Consider the following 16,228-nt stretch of genomic DNA (forward strand, 5'->3'; position numbering starts at 1 on the left):
GGGGCCGGGCCGCATGCGGCCCGGCCCCCGGTGATCCCGGCCTATTTCGCCGATCGGAGGCGCGCAACCACCGTGTTCGATTTGATCTCGGAGTACGACACCCAGCTGCTCGACGCATTCTGGATGACCATCAAACTGACCCTGCTGTCCACGCTCGGTTCACTGGTTCTGGGCACGATCGTGGCCGGTATGCGGGTTTCTCCGGTGCCCGTGGCGCGCTGGGCCGGCACGGCCTATGTCACCGTGTTCCGCAACACCCCGCTCACGCTCATCCTGGTGTTCTGCTCGCTGGGCCTGTACTCCACACTCGGTATGAATCTGGCCTCCGAGGGCCCGACCTCGCTGGCCGACAACAATTTCCGCTGGGCGGTCATCGGGTTGAGCGTGTACACGGCGGCCTTCGTCTGTGAATCATTGCGCGCCGGAATCAACACGGTTGCGCTGGGCCAATCCGAGGCCGGGCGGTCGCTGGGTCTGAGTTTCCTGCAGAACCTGCGCATCATCGTGCTACCGCAGGCCTTCCGGTCGGTGATCGCCCCGCTGGGCAGTGTGTTCATCGCGCTGACCAAGAACACGACGGTCGCTTCGGCGATCAGTGTCGCCGAAGCTTCCTTCCTGATGAAGAACATGATCGAAACCGAGGCCGCGCTGCTGACGATCGGCCTCATCTTCACCCTCGGCTTCGTCATCCTGACCCTGCCGGCCGGTCTGTTGTTCGGATATCTGGCCAAACGATTCGAGGTTGCCCGATGATGCGAAACCTCCGCCTGCGCTGCGGCCTCCGCGGACCGCATCATTCTGTTTCGAGGGAGGCTCGATGACACGCGAGGCATCTGTTCTCTACGATGCGCCGGGCCCGGTCGCCCGGGTCCGCAATATCGTCTACTCGATCATCGTCCTCGTCGCAGTGCTCGCCGTGGGCTGGTTCGTCTACCGCGGCTTCGCGGACAAGGGCCAGTTCACCGCCGAGAAATGGGAGCCCTTCCTCGACGGCGCCGTCTGGAGCACCTATATCCTGCCCGGTCTGCGCGGGACAGTCGTCGCGGCGCTGTTGTCGATCGTGTTCGCGCTGGTCCTGGGGATGGTCTTCGGTATCGCGCGACTCTCGGACCACGCCTGGGTGCGCTGGACGGCCGGCACCGTCGTCGAGATCGCCCGCGCCGTCCCGGTGCTGATCCTGATGATCTTCCTGTTCGCGCTGTACTCCGAGTACGACCTGTTCGATTCGGAATACCTGGCGCTGTCCGCGGTGGTGACCGCGCTGACCATCTACAACGGATCGGTGATCGCCGAGATCGTCCGTGCCGGGATCCTCTCGCTGCCGAAAGGTCAGACGGAAGCGGGTGTGGCACTCGGGTTGCGCAAGGGCCAGCTGATGCGGCTCATCCTGCTCCCCCAGGCGATCACGGCCATGCTGCCCGCCCTCATCTCGCAGATGGTGGTGGCACTGAAGGATTCGGCGCTCGGTTACGTGATCACCTACGAGGAGGTCGTGCGCAGTGCCCAGCAGCTCGGCGCCGCCGAATCGAACACCATCCCGGCGCTGATCGTGGTCGCGATCATCATGATCGTGCTCAATGTGCTGCTTTCCACGATCGCCACCCGGCTGGAGAAGCGGCTGCGTGCCGGTCGCCGCAAACGCGGTGGCGCCGTGGTGGCGGCGGATTCGGTGCTCACCGATGCCGTACCCGGGCTGGATCTCCGCAAGTAGCCCCGCCCCCGAGCCCGCCACACGGTGGCCCGGAGCGCCTGCGCTCCGGGCCACCGTTGTATCGGGGCCCGGCATCCGAAGTGACAGTATCTACCGGCTTCCCATTCGGCCGGGGCGTCCGGAAGAACGGCGGCCGATATCAGTCGATCGGTGGGGGCTCGTCGTCGATGCCCGCGTTTGCGTTCGTGGCATCCCATTCGGCCTTGACCACCGCGTACGCCACCTGGTGACCGTAACCGCGACGAGCGAGCATCCCGACCAGCCGGCGCATCGCCTTCTCCCGGTCCAGGCCGGCGGGCAGAGTCCGCAATTTGCGGCGCACCAGCTCCGTGGCACGCTCGTATTCGTCGTCCGGGGTGACGCTGTCCAGCGCGGCCTCGGCGTCTTCCGAGGCTACGCCCTTGCGGCGGAGTTCCTGGGCCAGCGCCCGCTTACCCCTGCCGGAGAATCCGTGTCGCTCGCGCACCCACTGCCGGGCGAAATCGGCGTCGTCGATCAGCCCGACCTCGGCCAATCGTTCGAGGGCCGCCTCGGCCACCTCGGCCGAATACCCTTTCTCGGCCAGACGCCGGGCGAGTTCGGCCCGGCTGCGCGCCCGGACGGCGAGCAACCGCAGGCTCGCGTCCTTCGCCTGCTCGACGGTCCCACCCGGTTCGTCGGGCTCCCCGGCCGCACCACGCCGCGGGCGGGCCTGCCTCCCGCTCCTCGAACCGGAATCCGGGTCCCGGGCGCCGGCCGGACGAGTCCGCTGCGGATCGGACTCGTCCGGCCGGGTACCCCGGGCGGTACCGGTAACTTTTCCACCGGCGGCCAGGAGTTCCTCCAGACGCCGACGCACCTGCGCCACCGGATCGGGATCCCCGGAGCGGGCGGCGGCTCGTTCGTCCATCGGGTCAGAAATCGGCCGGGGTCTCCTCCGCCGCCGCGGTCACATCCGCGCCGATCCCCAGCTTCTCCTTGATCTTCTTCTCGACCTCGTCCCGGATATCGGTGTTGTCGAGCAGGAACTTGCGGGCATTCTCCTTGCCCTGCCCGAGCTGGTCACCCTCGTAGGTGTACCAAGAGCCGGATTTACGGATGAACCCGTGCTCGACACCCATATCGATCAGCGACCCCTCCTTGGAGATGCCGTGGCCGTAGAGGATATCGAACTCGGCCTGTTTGAACGGCGGCGAAACCTTGTTCTTCACCACCTTGACCCGGGTCCGGTTACCCACCGCGTCGCTGCCGTCCTTCAGGGTCTCGATCCGGCGCACATCCAGCCGCACGGACGCGTAGAACTTCAACGCCTTACCGCCGGTGGTGGTTTCGGGAGAACCGAACATGACGCCGATCTTCTCGCGCAGCTGATTGATGAAGATCGCGGTGGTACCGGAATTGTTCAGGGCGCTGGTCATCTTGCGCAGGGCCTGGCTCATCAGCCGGGCCTGCAGGCCGACATGGCTGTCGCCCATCTCGCCCTCGATCTCGGCGCGGGGCACCAGGGCGGCGACCGAGTCGATGACGATGATGTCGATGGCGCCGGAGCGCACGAGCATATCGGCGATCTCCAGGGCCTGCTCACCCGTGTCCGGCTGGGAGACCAGCAGTGCGTCGGTATCGACGCCGAGTTTGGCGGCGTAGTCGGGATCGAGGGCGTGCTCGGCGTCGATGAACGCGGCCACACCCCCCAATGCCTGCGCATTGGCGACCGCGTGCAGCGCAACGGTGGTCTTACCCGAGGATTCCGGTCCGTAGACCTCCACGACCCGGCCGCGGGGCAGGCCGCCGATACCCAGGGCGACATCGAGGGCGATGGAACCGGTCGGGATCACCGCTATCGGCTGGCGGACCTCTTCCCCGAGGCGCATCACCGCGCCCTTGCCGAAACTCTTCTCGACCTGCGCGAGTGCGAGCTCGAGGGCCTTGTCGCGGTCATAGGGCTGTGGCGCCATTGTGTCTCCCCTTTTCACCGGGTGGTGGGTGGTGTGGTTGGCGCCCACAGTAGAGGGCGGCACCGACAAGTTCGGGCCTCAGCCTAGACGAACAGGTGTTCGAGTCAAGCCACACGCCCGCGCGTCGCGGACCGGTCGGCGCCGCGCGGGGCACGACTCGTCACCACTGCGGAAGTCCGGTCTCGTCCCCTTCCGTCCGGGGACCGAGGATGCGCCGCTGCTTCCGCCGCGATCGGGACATCGTTGATACTCGCCTCCCGGCGTGCCATCAGACCGTCCGGAGCGAATTCCCATTGTTCGTTCCCGTAGCTGCGCCACCACTGCCCGGCCTCGTCGTGCCATTCGTACTGGAAACGTCCGATATGCCCGGGGGCGAGGGTTGCAGTCATGATCGATCTCCCGTGTAGTAACCGTTGAAAATATTTGAACGGTTAGACCGTTTGTCGCCGCACCCCGCGCCGTCAACCGTTGAATCTCATTTAGACGGTTATACTGATGGAGCCGCTCGGACCATGAGAAGGAGACCGTTACCCTCAGGCATGCTCGATCCACGCCCCCACCTCGGTGAACCGCCGGCACTGGACCTGCTGAACACGCGGTGGATGGAGCACGGCCCACGAGATCTGCTGATCGATGTATCCGGGCTGGGGATCTGGCTGGACTCCGCGGGACTGTCCGAGGCGGCACCCGCGGACGAACGCACACTCGAAGCGGTGCTGGCGGCACGGAGCGCCATCTACGACACCGTCGTCCACGGGACGCACGATGCCCTCAACGAGGTACTCGACCACGGCCGCATCCGGCGCCGCCTCACCGGCACCGGGCCGGTCGATTCACCCGAAGTAGATGATCCTGCCCGGCTGCCCGGCTGGCTGGCCGCGAACAATCTGCTCACACTTCTCGCCGAAGCGCCCAGCCGGATCCGCCGCTGTGCGCATCCGGACTGTGTCCTGTTCTTCTACGACACATCCAAGAACGGGACCCGCCGCTGGCATTCGATGGCCACCTGCGGCAACCGCGCCAAAGCCGCGCGCCACCAGGCGCGCAGAGCCTGACTCACCGGGGCACCGCCACTCACCAACGCGAACGCGGAACATCGAATTCGGCGCAGAGCGCGCGCCAGACCGCACGCGGATCGACACCGGCTTCGATTGCGGCAGCACCGGTCCGGCTGTCGAGAGCCAGGATGACGTGATCGCTGAGCAGAGTGTCGCCTCGGGCCTCGCCGAATTCGGTGTGCAAAAGTTCCTGGAATTCCGTCAACCGCACCGTGCACAAGATACCCGCCCCGGGACGAACGGGAGCGGGGCGGTCAGTGCGCTCGCACCGAGTCCAGCACCCGATGACAGATCGCCACCGGATCGGCCGAGCCCTCGAGACCGGCGGCCGCGGATCGGGCCGCCACGGTGAATCCGGGCTCGCCCAGCACCCGCAGGACGGCTTCGCGTACCGCTTCCACGGTCAGCGGACGGACCAGCAGCGATGATCCCTGGCGAACGGCGCGATTGGCCAGTTCCCACTGGTCACCACCGCCGGGGACGGTGACCACCGGCACCCCCGCGGACAGGGATTTCGCCAGCAGGCCGTGCCCGCCGCCGCCGACCACCACGGCAGCGTGCCGTAGCAGTTCGTCCTGACGCCCGAGGCCCGCGGTGGCCCAATGCGGCAGCGGATGCGGCGGTTCGTCGAGCATCGACACCGCCGCCCGGACTCCGGTGCCCTCCAGCGCGGCCAGCACCGTCTCGGCCATCCCCGCTACCCCGGTATGCGCGGTCGACGGCGCCACCAGCACCAGCGGATCGTCGCCGGGCGGCAACTCCAGCCGCCGATCGGTGGGCTCCCACAGCAGCGGGCCGATCAGTTCGGCCTCCGCCGGCCAATCCGGCCGATCCACCTCCAACGCGGGCAGGGTGGCGATCAGCCGGGCGGCGGGGCCGGGATCGACCGTGGGCAGACCCACACCGACCCGCGCCATCTCCCGCTGACGCTGCCCGGCGCGCACCGCACGCGCGGTGAATGTCCGCAGCACCGTATCCCGGACGCGGCCCCGCACACCGGTGCCCGGCGCGAGCCCGCTCCCGATGGGCGGCAGCCCTTTCGACGGAAGGTACAGCGGATGCGGTGACAGCTCCACCCAGGGCACCCGCAGCCGTTCGGCGGCCATCCCGCCGCCTGCGGTGAGCACATCCGAGACGACCAGTTCCGGCAGCATGGCGCCCAGCTCCGGGAGTATCTCGGTCGAAATATAGGCGGCCCGTTGATGAATCCGCGCCCCCGCGTCGGCATCGTCGTCCATCGGCCGCGGCGCCAGACCCTTCAACCGGCGCACCCCGATACCCGCCTCGCGTGCGGCATCGAACCAGCGGGGACCGGTGAACAGGACCGGATCGTCGCCCGCGTCGAGGAACCGCAGGCACAGCGCGATAGCGGGAAACGCATGGCCCGGATCGGGACCGGCGACGACAGCCACTCGCATCCGCTCAGCCTGCCATGCAATCCGCCCACAGCCGCTGCCGGGGTGCGCGTGCAGTGGCCCGTCCACGGGTTGCGACCTTTGAGCACTTACACGATCGCGGAACCCCTTCAGGTGTTCATGGTGTGGGTGGGGTGCGTGTCCTCGCGCTTTGTCGGCGCCCGCTTCGGATCTGTAGTGAGTGCGCACTCCCGCCATCGGTTGCGGCGGTTGAGCCCTTACGCGATCACCGGCACCGATTCAGGTGGGGGTGCGGTTCCCTCCCATGGGTTGTGTGCCCTGTGAGCACCTTCACCGACCCGGAACCGCTTCAGATGTCATGGTGTCGGTGGGTGAGCGTTCTCTCGTTTCCTCCGGGTGGTCGCATCCCAAGGCGGGGCCAAAAATTCAGAAGGTGTAGAGCTCGAACCCGACTGCTCGCGCGGCGGGGAAACCGGTGATCGGCGCGGTGGTCATCTCGACGACCGACCGTGCCTGTTCGGCCACGGGTTCCGGGCTCAGGACCTCCAGGTAGCGGCGATGTTCGGCCAGCGATGCCTGGGCGACCTCGACGGTATCGGTGACATCCACGCCGTGGGTGGCTCCGGTGGGTACCGCCACCGCCGCCCACCGCGCGGTCCACGGTGCGAGAGCGGCGATCTCGGGGAATATCCATTCATTGCCCGCATCGGATACCGCGTCGAGCCCCGCCCTGCCGACCGCGCGGTGGTCGGCGCTGTTGACGAAACCGGGCGCCCAGGTCGGTCCGAAGTGGGCGAGTACCACCAGTTCCGGACGATGCCGGCGGATCGCGGCGGCCAGGTCCCGCCGCAGCGGCGGACCCGCCTCGATCCGCCCGTCCGGGTAGCCGAGGAATTCGACCTCACGTACGCCGACGACCGCCGCGGACGCACGTTCCTCGGCTTCCCGCAGCGGTCCCGACTCGGCCGGCGGCATTCCGGCGATGCCGGCCTCGCCGGAGGTCGCCAGAACGTACCGGACATCTTTGCCCTGCCCGGTCCAGCGGGCCACCGCCGCGGCGACCCCGTACTCGATATCGTCGGGATGCGCGACGATGACCAGCGCACGCTGCCAGTCCTCCGGGAGATGCGGCATGCTCGTCATCCGACCATCGTGGCGCACCCGGCGCCCGAGGGGAAGCACGTCACCGCGGCGGGGCGGTCAGACTTTGGTGACCGTGTTGTCGTCCGATCCCGAGATCGCCTTGTACAGCAGGTACAGGCCGAATACGACGGCACTGATCACGAGGATCGGGAACAGGCCTTTGATCAAGGCACCGATCACCGCCAGCGCGATCCAGACGACGGCGACCACGCCGATGATCTTCCACAGCATTTTTGCCTCCCAGCAGTTGTCCCTGCTTCGAGCATGGCACCGACCAACCGGGAAATCACCAGGTGAGAACCGATATCCGGGGAAGATCAGGGTTATCCCTGAGAGTTATGAACGGGCCTGGCGGCGCGCGGCCTCCGGCACCGGTTGCTGCCACGGCGCGTGGCCGGCGGCCGGCGGGAGCAGACCGCCGGGCGCGCGATCGGCGAGTTCGGTGAGTGCCTGGGCCCAGCCGTCCATCCGGTCCGCGGCGTGGCGGAGATCGGCGACGATACCGTCGAACTCGTAGCGCAGCGCGCCGCTTTCGTCGACGGCGAGCACTCGGGCGGCCGCGGCGACCACCTGTTCGTATTCGGTCACGCCGCTGTCCAGCCGCGCCACGATCGACCGCAACGTCTCCCCGAGCCGATGGACGTCGGCGGTGTCGGTGAGTTCGGCCGCGCCACCGCCGAGCGCCCGGATGGTGCCCTCCATCGCGGCGATATCGGTGGCCAGGGCGGTGAGCGCGGCGGCGCCGGAGGCGGCGGTGGCCACCAGGTCTTCGAGTTCGTCGGCGGGTAGCCGGCGCGAGCGCGCGATCTGACCGGCGACCTCGTGCAACGCGCGTTCCGCCCGGGCCAGCCGCGCCATGGCGGGGCGGGCGGCAGACCGGGCGGACGGGAGTTTGCGGGGCACGTGACCGGCCAGGGGCAGCGGGGCGCGGCGCAATTGCAGATAGCGCCGGGTGCTCAGGGCGGCGCCGGTGACCAGGGCGACCGCACCGCCGCCCAGGATGAGCACCGCCCAGGCGGGGGCGGACAGGATCACCAGTCCGACCGCACCGGCGGTGGTGAGTCCCGAGGCGGTGCTCAGGCCGATGCTGCGGCGCCGGGCGCGACGGCGCCTGCGGAGTTCGCGTTCGCGCGGGTCCGCCCAGCGGCGGACCGCGACGAGGGCGTTCTCCCCGGCTTCGCGCAGAGTCCCGGCGACAGAGGCGGCCTGGGGCGGCAGGTCCGTCCAGGCCTGGGTGAATTCCCGGGACCCGGTCGGGAATCGGGGCCTGTCAGACTTCATCGCTGTCCTCGCCGAACTCTTTGTGGAGCCGCTACTGCTGTGCGGTCTGGCCTTTGTTCATCTGGGGCTGGGCCGGTTCGGCCGCGGACTTACCGGCGTCGATGGCGGAGTTATCGCTACCGGCGGGCAGCTGGTCACCGCGCATGGAGGCCCGGATCTGCTCGAGCCGGCTGTGCCCGGCCATCTGGACGCTGGCCTGCTGGACCTCGAGCATGCGCCCCTGGACGGTGTTCTGGGCGAGTTCGGCGGATCCCAGCGCGGTGGCGTAGCGGCGTTCGATCTTCTCCCGCACCGCGTCCAGGCTCGGGACACTGCCCGGCGCGGACAGGGTGCTGTCCATCTGCTGCAGGGAGGCACTGACCTGCTCCTGCATTTTGGCCTGTTCGAGCTGGCTGAGCAGTTTGGTGCGCTCGGCGACCTTCTGCTGCAGCAGCATGGCGTTCTGCTCGACCGCCTTCTTGGCCTGCGCCGCGGCCTGCAGCGACTGGTCGTGCAGGACCTTGAGGTCTTCCACCGACTGCTCGGCGGTCACCAGCTGCGCGGCGAACGCCTCGGCCGCGTTGGTGTACTGGACCGCCTTCTCGGTATCGCCGGCGGTATTGGCCTGGTCGGCGAGGACGACGGCCTGCCGCGCGTTGGCGTTGAGCTTCTCGACCTCGTCGAGCTGCCGGTTGAGTTTCATTTCCAGCTGACGCTGGTTACCGATCACCGAGGCGGCCTGCTGGGACAGGGCCTGGTGCTGGCGCTGAGCTTCTTCGATAGCCTGCTGAATCTGGACCTTCGGATCCGCGTGCTCCTCGATCTTGGAGTCGAAGAGGGCCATCAGATATTTCCAGGCCTTCGTGAACGGATTAGCCATCGGTTGATCCCGCCTCCATCTACAGTGCCGCCTGGGCGACTCGGAGTGCGCGACCGTCACGCACTCGTGTATGCCTATCCTCCACCATGCGACGCCCGGCACCGACTACCGAACGACGCCGCGTCTCGCCCGGGGGCGGCCCGCGCCGACGCACGAGGCCCGGCCGGAGCGGATGCGGAGATACGCCTCCTACGAATCTATCCGCTCCGGCGCATGACGCGCATTGTCACGATCCGGTATACGGCGGCTATCACCGATCAGGCCGCTTCGACCAGCACCAGCGGGCCGTTCTTGGGCGCGGGGATGACGATGCGCGTGTCCCCGTCCACCTGCGGCCGCGCGGACGCGGACGCCACGGCGGCGGCGGGTTCGGCGGCCGCTGCCGGTTCGGCGGGTACCGCGGCGGGTTCTGCAGCCGCGGAGGCGGGGGCACCCGTCACCGCGGGATCCTCGGCGGCGATGGCGGTGCTGACGTCCCACAGCACCCTGGACAACGGGACATCGAGGGCTTCGCAGATGGCTGCCAGCAATTCGCTGGAGGCCTCCTTGCGTCCCCGCTCGACCTCGGAGAGGTAACCCAGGCTCACCCGGGCCGAGGTGGAAACTTCGCGAAGGGTCCGGCTCTGGGCGAGGCGCGCACGCCGCAGACTGTCCCCGATCGCTTCTCGCAGCAGCGTCATCGAGTTCTCCTTCTCCCGGTCGGCTCGTCGCCCTGGTATGCCGCAGCCCCACGGCACGCACGCGGTTCTCTCTTCGCACAACGTCGGAACCCGCCCCGGAGGTTCCCGGGGCGGGACGCGGAACCGCTCACCCGGTGGGTGTTACGCCCCGCACGCATCGCAGTAGTTCGTGTATCGCGGTCCGTGTCGCTGTGAACCTGATATTCCACCGGTCGCCGGTGAGTTTCAACCGCATCACCTCGGTATGGCCGGGGCCCGCCAGCCCCAGGAACACCGTGCCGACCTCGATGCCGTCCTGCGGGTCGGGGCCGGCGACCCCGGTGAGCGCGAGCCCCCAGTCGGCGATACAGCGCGACCGCGCCCCGACGGCGAGCTGTTCGGCGGTGCTCGCCGCGACGGGTCCCTCGGCCGCCAGCACCTGCTCGTCGACTCCGGCGAGCCGGTGCTTGAGATCGGTCGCGTAGACCACCAGTCCCCCGCGCAGCACGGTGCTGGCGCCGGGCACCCCGGCAATTGTGGCCGATACCAGGCCCGCCGTGAGCGATTCCGCGGTCGCGACCGTCTGCCCGGTCTCGCGCAGGGCGGCCACCAGCTCGGCCGCGGCCGTCGGCGCGGTCAGCGGGCCGGCGTGATCGCCGGTCATCCGCGGTTGCGGTGCGGTCCGGCGAGCCAGAGCCGGGCGGCCTGCCCCACATAGTCCAATCCGGTCACCACGGTGAGCACCAACGCGATCCACATCAGCACCATTCCCGCGGTGGCGAAACCGCCGGACAGCGGCAGCAGCAGCACCCCGATGGCCACCGACTGCACCAGCGTTTTCACTTTGCCGCCCCGCCCGGCCGGGATCACCCCGCGCCGCACCACCGCCAGCCGCAGCAGGGTCACCCCGATCTCACGGGCGCAGATGACCACGGTCATCCACCAGGCCAGGTCACCGAGCAGAGAGAGCCCGATCAGCGCGGAGCCGATCAGCGCCTTGTCGGCGATGGGGTCGGCCAGTTTGCCGAAATCGGTGACCAGTCCGTACTTGCGGGCGAGCTGACCGTCGAATCGATCGGTGACCGCCGCGAGCGCGAACAGTGCGGTCGCGGCGATACGCCACCCGGTCTGGTGGCCGTCGCCGGCGAAGAGCACCAGGACGAACAGCGGGACCAGCGCGATCCGGAGCATGGTGAGGATATTGGCGATATTGAGCAGTGGGACCGCTGATTCCGCCGGCGCCGGGGCCAGGCCGCCGCGTAACGACGCGGGCGCGGCCAATCGCCGGTCCATCTCCTCGGGGTGCACGCTCATAGCCGCCTCTGCGACGACGCGCGGCGACGGGCGCGCGGGGTCGAGCGGGAGGACGGGATGTGCGGCACACACTCAGCCTATCGGTAGCGCGGCCGACTACTGTGCACCCCATGACCTCACGGGGACCAGTGGGTGGTCCGACCAGCGCAGCGCCCGGTACGCAGACCGCCGCCGTGCGGGTGCGCCGCGCTCGCACCTCCGACGTCCCGGCGATCAAAGCGCTGGTCGACGAGTACGCCGGTCGTATCCTGCTGGAGAAGAACCTCGTCAACCTGTACGAATCGGTGCAGGAGTTCTGGATCGCCGAGCTGGGCGACCGGGTGGTGGGCTGCGGTGCGCTGCACGTGCTGTGGGCGGATCTGGGTGAGGTGCGCACGGTGGCGGTGCGTCCGGACGTGAAGGGCCACGGTGTGGGCAAACTCATCGTCGAACAGCTCGTCGATGTGGCCCGGGAGCTGGAGCTGAGCCGGCTGTTCGTGCTCACCTTCGAGGTCGAGTTCTTCGCCCGGCACGGATTCGCCGAGATCGACGGCACCCCGGTGACCGCCGAGGTCTACGCGGAGATGTGCCGGTCCTACGACACCGGCGTCGCCGAGTTCCTCGATCTCAGTTATGTGAAACCGAACACGCTCGGCAACACCCGGATGCTGCTCACCCTCTGACCCCGTTCCCGGTGCCCGAGGCCCCGTGTCCCCCGGTCCGTCGGCGCCCGGCGGCCCGCACATTAGAGTCGTCCCGTGCCGATCTTCGCAGTCCACTACACCTATTCCGACGCCACCATCACCGGTCGCGATACCCACCGCCCGCGTCACCGGGACTGGCTCGCCGACCGGCTCGCGGCGGAACAGCTGCTCAGCAGCGGACCGTACCCGGACGGTTCCGGCGCCCTGCTGCTGTTCCGCGCCCCGAGCGCCGCGGATCTCGCGGAACTGCTGCGGCGGGACCCTTTCGCCGAGGAGGGCCTGATCGACGAGGTCAGGGCCGTCGAATGGCAACCGGTACTCGGCGCCTTCAGCGACTGACGGCCACGGGTGCCGGCCGGCGACCGGCCGGCACCCATCGGCTCACTCCCGCGGGCCGGAGGCCGGCTGCGGCTTGGCGCGACCGCGGGTCTTCAGCAGGCTGGCCACGGTCGCGATGACCAGAATGCCGATGATCACCGACAGCGACAGGCCGGTCGAGATCTCCGGGACGCTCACATGCTCGCCGCCGTTGATGAACCACAGGCTGTTCTCGTGCAGGGCGTGCAGCACGAGTTTCACACCGATGAAGGCCAGGATCGCGGACAGTCCGTAGGACAGATACACCAGCCGGTCCAGCAGCCCGCCGATCAGGAAGTACAGCTGGCGCAGCCCCATCAGGGCGAAGGCGTTGGCGGTGAAGACGATATAGGGCTCCTCGGTGAGGCCGTAGATCGCCGGAATGGAATCGAGCGCGAAGAGCAGGTCGGCGAATCCGATGGCCAGTAGCGCCAGCAGCATCGGGGTCACCGCGCGCCGGCCGTCGATGCGGGTGATCAGTTTGTCGCCGTCGTAGGTCTCGGTGGTCGGCACGAGCCGTTTGGTGAGCCGCACGACGCGACTGTCGCGTTTCTGCTCCTCCTCGACCTCGTGACCGCTCTCCCGCAGCAATTTCACCGCGGTGTAGACCAGGAACAGGCCGAAGAGGTAGAACACCCAGCTGAAAGCACTGATCGCCGCGGCGCCCACCGCGATGAAGACCCCGCGCATCGCCAGGGCCACCACGATGCCGATCAGCAGCACCTTCTGCTGGTAGATCCGCGGCACCGCGAAGGTGGACATGATGATCAGGAAGATGAACAGGTTGTCCACCGAGAGCGCTTTCTCGGTGACGAAACCGGCGTAGTACTCGCCGGAGTAGGTTCCGCCCCACTTCCAGGCGATCACACCGCCGAAGGCCAGGGCGAGACCGATGTACACCGCGGACCAGAAGGCGGACTCACGGAAGGTGGGCTCGTGCGGAGTGCGCACATGGGCGAAGAAATCGAAGACGAACAGGCCGAGGATCACCACGATGGTGATCCCCCACACGAGAGCGGTTACCTGCATACGGTGATCCGTTCAGCGGTACGAGTCATGCTCCCAATAATGCCCGATATGCCCGATTCCCTCGGGCCGCGGGGTGGTCATCGACCATCGTCGCACACCCCGGCATCCCGCGGCCGCGACCGTGACGCCGCGCGTCACTCCCCGCCGGACTCCGGCGCCGGTTCGTCCCCGCCGCCCCGGATCGACCAGAGCAGACCGTCCAGCTCATCGGGTTTGATCAGCACATCGCGCGCCTTCGACCCTTCGCTGGGCCCCACGACGCCGCGGGTCTCCATCAGATCCATCAGCCGCCCGGCCTTGGCGAACCCGACCCGCAATTTGCGCTGCAACATCGACGTCGACCCGAACTGCGAGGTCACCACGAGTTCCACGGCCTGCAAGAAGACATCGAGATCCTCGCCGATATCCGGGTCGACATCCTTCTTCTCCCCGGCCTTGGCGGCCGTGACCCCCTCGGCGTAATCCGGCTCGGCCTGGTTCTTCGTGAACTCGACCACCCCGTGGATCTCGTCGTCGCCGATGAAGGCGCCCTGCAGCCGGGTCGGTTTACCCGCACCCATCGGCAGGAACAGGCCGTCGCCCATACCGATGAGCTTCTCGGCACCGGGTTGATCGAGGATCACGCGGGAATCGGTGAGCGAGGACGTCGCAAAGGCCAGCCGGGACGGCACGTTGGTCTTGATGAGACCGGTCACCACATCCACGGACGGCCGCTGGGTGGCCAGCACCAGGTGGATGCCGGCGGCACGGGCCTTCTGGGTGATCCGGACGATGGCGTCCTCGACATCGCGCGGCGCGGTCATCATCAGATCGGCGAGCTCGTCGACGATGGCCAGAATGTAGGGGTAGGGCCGATAGACCCGCTCACTGCCCAGCGGCGTGGTGATCGCCCCGGACTTCACCTTCCGGTTGAAATCGTCGATATGGCGGACCTTGCTGGCCTGCATGTCCTGATAGCGCTGCTCCATCTCCTCCACCAGCCAGGCCAGCGCCGCGGCGGCCTTTTTCGGCTGGGTGATGATGGGCGTGATGAGATGCGGGATGCCCTCGTACGGGGTCAGCTCCACCATCTTCGGATCGATCAGGATCATCCGGACCTCGTCCGGGGTGGCCCGCTGCAATAGCGACACCAGCATGGAGTTCACGAAACTCGATTTACCGGATCCGGTGGAACCCGCCACCAGCAGATGCGGCATCTTGGACAGATTCGCCGAGACGAATTCGCCCTCGATGTTCTTACCCAGCCCGATCACCAGCGGATGGTGATCGTTGCGGGTGGCCGGCGCCTTCAGCACATCGGCGAGTCGCACCAGTTCGCGGTCGGAGTTGGGCACCTCGATGCCGACCGCGGATTTGCCGGGGATCGGCGCGAGCAAACGCACATTCTCCGTCGCCACCGCATAGGCGATATTGCGGGTCAGTGCGGTGATCTTCTCGACCTTCACACCGGGCCCGAGTTCCACCTCGTAGCGGGTGACCGTGGGGCCACGCACGAACCCCGTCACCGCCGCGTCGATCTTGAACTGCACCAGGACCTCGGTGATCGCCTCGATCATCGATTCGTTGGCGGCGCTGCGTTTACGCGGCGGATCGCCGTCGATGAGCAGATTCATCGGCGGCAGGGTGTAGTCGCCCTCGGGGGCGCGGTCCGCGACGAACTCCGGTTCCACCGTGGGCGGCGGAGTCTGATCGATCGCGGCGGGCGCGGTGGGTTTGCGTTTCCGGCGGGCCGGTGGGCCTTCGGGTTCCGTCGCCGCGGCGATCGGTTTCGCCTCCCGCAGCGGCGGCTCACCCGGGCTGTCCTGGTCCGCGGCGGGCCCGGTGAATTCATCGGCCGGGTAGTTCTCCGCCTGCGCCCGCTGACGGCGGCGGCGCGCCCTGGTCGGAGAACCGCCGGACGCGGTATCGAACTCGTCCACGGGGTCGTAGCCGTCGCGGTAGTCCGGATCACCGGCGAGTGGCGGCGCGCCGAAGAACTCGCGGAGACGCTGCGGGGCCTCCCGCACCGTGGTCCCGGTGACCAGCAGCAGACCGAAAACCATCGCCAGGAGCAGAATCGGCACCGACAGCCAGGCCGTGAGCCCGTCGGTGACCGGACCGCCGATGACGAAACCGAGGAACCCGGCGGCATCGGCGCGGCCCGCGGCATCGGAGGGAGCGCCGTCGGCGATATGCCAGAGACCGAGGAAGGGCAGTCCCATGAGCAGACCGCCCAGGACCAGCCGGGGCCTGATCTCGGGATCGGGCTCGGTGCGCATCAGCACCACCGCGATCCCGGAGGCCACGAACGGCAGCACCGCCGACGCCGACCCGGTGATGGCCCGGATGATGCTGTCGACCCAGTGACCGACCGGGCCACCGGCCGACAGCCAGACCGCGGCCGCGATCACCGCACTCGCCGCGATCAGGCCGAGCGCGATCCCGTCCCGCCGATGTCCGTGCTCGATATCCCCGGCCCGGCTCAGCGCCCGGGTGGTGGCACCGAGCCCGCGGGCGGCCATCGTCCAGCCGCCGGTGATCATCCGGCCGAAAACGGCCAGGGGCGCGGTATCGGAGCGCCGGGCCGGCGCCGGGCGCCGGGCCGGGCGCCGCGTCCGGGAGCCCGATGCGGGCCGGGGGGCCGCCTTCCGGGTGGTCTTGCGGGGCGCACCACCTGCCTGTGCCGAACTCGCCGCCTGGCGCGAACTGCCCGAACGAGAACGCGCCGCGGTCGTCCGCCCCCGAGCCGATCCCGCCCGCGCACCCGGTGTGGTCGTGCCGCGGGACTTACCTGCCATGGGCTCAGGCTAGCCGCAACAACCCCATCAGGACCATCCGCAACACT

General features: G+C 68.4%; 16 protein-coding genes and 3 pseudogenes. 5 read left to right on the forward strand and 14 right to left on the reverse strand.

Features of this window, described 5'->3' with window-relative positions; translation table 11 throughout:
• Positions 1-72 precede the first annotated feature (72 nt).
• Both AB0F41_RS27925 and AB0F41_RS27930 read left to right on the forward strand, forming a co-directional pair.
• Positions 73-753, forward strand: coding sequence for an amino acid ABC transporter permease (locus AB0F41_RS27925; protein WP_357428939.1), 681 nt, complete (start codon positions 73-75; stop codon positions 751-753).
• Positions 754-817: 64 nt separating this feature from the next.
• Positions 818-1,711: an amino acid ABC transporter permease gene (locus AB0F41_RS27930; RefSeq protein ID WP_357428894.1), complete on the forward strand. Its 894-nt coding sequence runs from the start codon at positions 818-820 to the stop codon at positions 1,709-1,711.
• Between the two features lie 139 nt (positions 1,712-1,850).
• On the opposite strand, the pseudogene recX reads toward AB0F41_RS27930, so the two are convergent.
• The 3 genes and pseudogenes from recX to AB0F41_RS27945 form a co-directional block, all read right to left on the reverse strand.
• Positions 1,851-2,417: pseudogene (recX, locus tag AB0F41_RS27935) on the reverse strand (recombination regulator RecX); the annotation flags it as partial.
• A 187-nt stretch (positions 2,418-2,604) separates the two neighbouring features.
• A complete protein-coding gene (recA, locus tag AB0F41_RS27940; protein WP_357428896.1) occupies positions 2,605-3,645 on the reverse strand; it encodes a recombinase RecA in 1,041 nt (346 codons plus the stop codon).
• Between the two features lie 160 nt (positions 3,646-3,805).
• Positions 3,806-4,001 (reverse strand): annotated as a pseudogene (locus AB0F41_RS27945) (DUF1348 family protein); the annotation flags it as partial.
• A 183-nt stretch (positions 4,002-4,184) separates the two neighbouring features.
• Here AB0F41_RS27945 and AB0F41_RS27950 point away from each other — a divergent pair.
• Positions 4,185-4,700 (forward strand): CGNR zinc finger domain-containing protein, encoded by a 516-nt coding sequence (locus AB0F41_RS27950; protein WP_357428898.1) that lies wholly within the window; start codon positions 4,185-4,187, stop codon positions 4,698-4,700.
• A 19-nt stretch (positions 4,701-4,719) separates the two neighbouring features.
• Here AB0F41_RS27950 and AB0F41_RS27955 read toward each other — a convergent pair whose 3' ends face one another.
• The 9 genes and pseudogenes from AB0F41_RS27955 to pgsA form a co-directional block, all read right to left on the reverse strand.
• Positions 4,720-4,914: a DUF3046 domain-containing protein gene (locus AB0F41_RS27955; protein WP_357428900.1), complete on the reverse strand. Its 195-nt coding sequence runs from the start codon at positions 4,912-4,914 to the stop codon at positions 4,720-4,722.
• Positions 4,915-4,957: 43 nt separating this feature from the next.
• The gene (locus AB0F41_RS27960) at positions 4,958-6,121 is read right to left on the reverse strand and encodes a glycosyl transferase (protein WP_357428902.1); all 1,164 of its coding nucleotides are present in this window, start codon (positions 6,119-6,121) and stop codon (positions 4,958-4,960) included.
• A 384-nt stretch (positions 6,122-6,505) separates the two neighbouring features.
• A complete protein-coding gene (locus AB0F41_RS27965; protein WP_357428941.1) occupies positions 6,506-7,213 on the reverse strand; it encodes a PIG-L deacetylase family protein in 708 nt (235 codons plus the stop codon).
• A gap of 66 nt (positions 7,214-7,279) precedes the next feature.
• Positions 7,280-7,453: a hypothetical protein gene (locus AB0F41_RS27970; protein WP_168443547.1), complete on the reverse strand. Its 174-nt coding sequence runs from the start codon at positions 7,451-7,453 to the stop codon at positions 7,280-7,282.
• Between the two features lie 105 nt (positions 7,454-7,558).
• Positions 7,559-8,503 (reverse strand): hypothetical protein, encoded by a 945-nt coding sequence (locus AB0F41_RS27975; RefSeq protein ID WP_357428904.1) that lies wholly within the window; start codon positions 8,501-8,503, stop codon positions 7,559-7,561.
• Between the two features lie 118 nt (positions 8,504-8,621).
• A pseudogene (locus AB0F41_RS27980) lies at positions 8,622-9,362 on the reverse strand (PspA/IM30 family protein); the annotation flags it as partial.
• 257 nt (positions 9,363-9,619) lie between these two features.
• Positions 9,620-10,042, reverse strand: a complete 423-nt coding sequence (locus AB0F41_RS27985; protein ID WP_357428906.1) for a helix-turn-helix transcriptional regulator — start codon at positions 10,040-10,042, stop codon at positions 9,620-9,622.
• A 127-nt stretch (positions 10,043-10,169) separates the two neighbouring features.
• Positions 10,170-10,685: a CinA family protein gene (locus AB0F41_RS27990; protein WP_357428908.1), complete on the reverse strand. Its 516-nt coding sequence runs from the start codon at positions 10,683-10,685 to the stop codon at positions 10,170-10,172.
• A complete protein-coding gene (pgsA, locus tag AB0F41_RS27995; protein WP_357428943.1) occupies positions 10,682-11,314 on the reverse strand; it encodes a CDP-diacylglycerol--glycerol-3-phosphate 3-phosphatidyltransferase in 633 nt (210 codons plus the stop codon). The genes AB0F41_RS27990 and pgsA overlap by 4 nt, the downstream gene beginning before the upstream one ends.
• 131 nt (positions 11,315-11,445) lie before the next feature.
• Here pgsA and AB0F41_RS28000 point away from each other — a divergent pair, with 131 nt between their 5' ends.
• Together AB0F41_RS28000 and AB0F41_RS28005 are read left to right on the forward strand one after the other, a co-directional pair.
• Positions 11,446-11,997 (forward strand): amino-acid N-acetyltransferase, encoded by a 552-nt coding sequence (locus AB0F41_RS28000; RefSeq protein ID WP_357428910.1) that lies wholly within the window; start codon positions 11,446-11,448, stop codon positions 11,995-11,997.
• 75 nt (positions 11,998-12,072) lie between these two features.
• Positions 12,073-12,357 carry a YciI family protein gene (locus tag AB0F41_RS28005; protein WP_357428912.1) on the forward strand — a complete coding sequence of 95 codons (285 nt, stop codon included), beginning with the start codon at positions 12,073-12,075 and terminating at the stop codon, positions 12,355-12,357.
• A gap of 42 nt (positions 12,358-12,399) precedes the next feature.
• Here AB0F41_RS28005 and AB0F41_RS28010 read toward each other — a convergent pair whose 3' ends face one another.
• Both AB0F41_RS28010 and AB0F41_RS28015 read right to left on the reverse strand, forming a co-directional pair.
• Positions 12,400-13,404: a TerC family protein gene (locus AB0F41_RS28010; RefSeq protein ID WP_357428914.1), complete on the reverse strand. Its 1,005-nt coding sequence runs from the start codon at positions 13,402-13,404 to the stop codon at positions 12,400-12,402.
• A 134-nt stretch (positions 13,405-13,538) separates the two neighbouring features.
• The gene (locus AB0F41_RS28015; RefSeq protein ID WP_357428916.1) at positions 13,539-16,181 is read right to left on the reverse strand and encodes a DNA translocase FtsK; all 2,643 of its coding nucleotides are present in this window, start codon (positions 16,179-16,181) and stop codon (positions 13,539-13,541) included.
• Between the last annotated feature and the right edge of the window lie 47 nt (positions 16,182-16,228).

Source organism: Nocardia sp. NPDC024068, from assembly GCF_040638875.1.
GTDB lineage: Bacteria > Actinomycetota > Actinomycetes > Mycobacteriales > Mycobacteriaceae > Nocardia.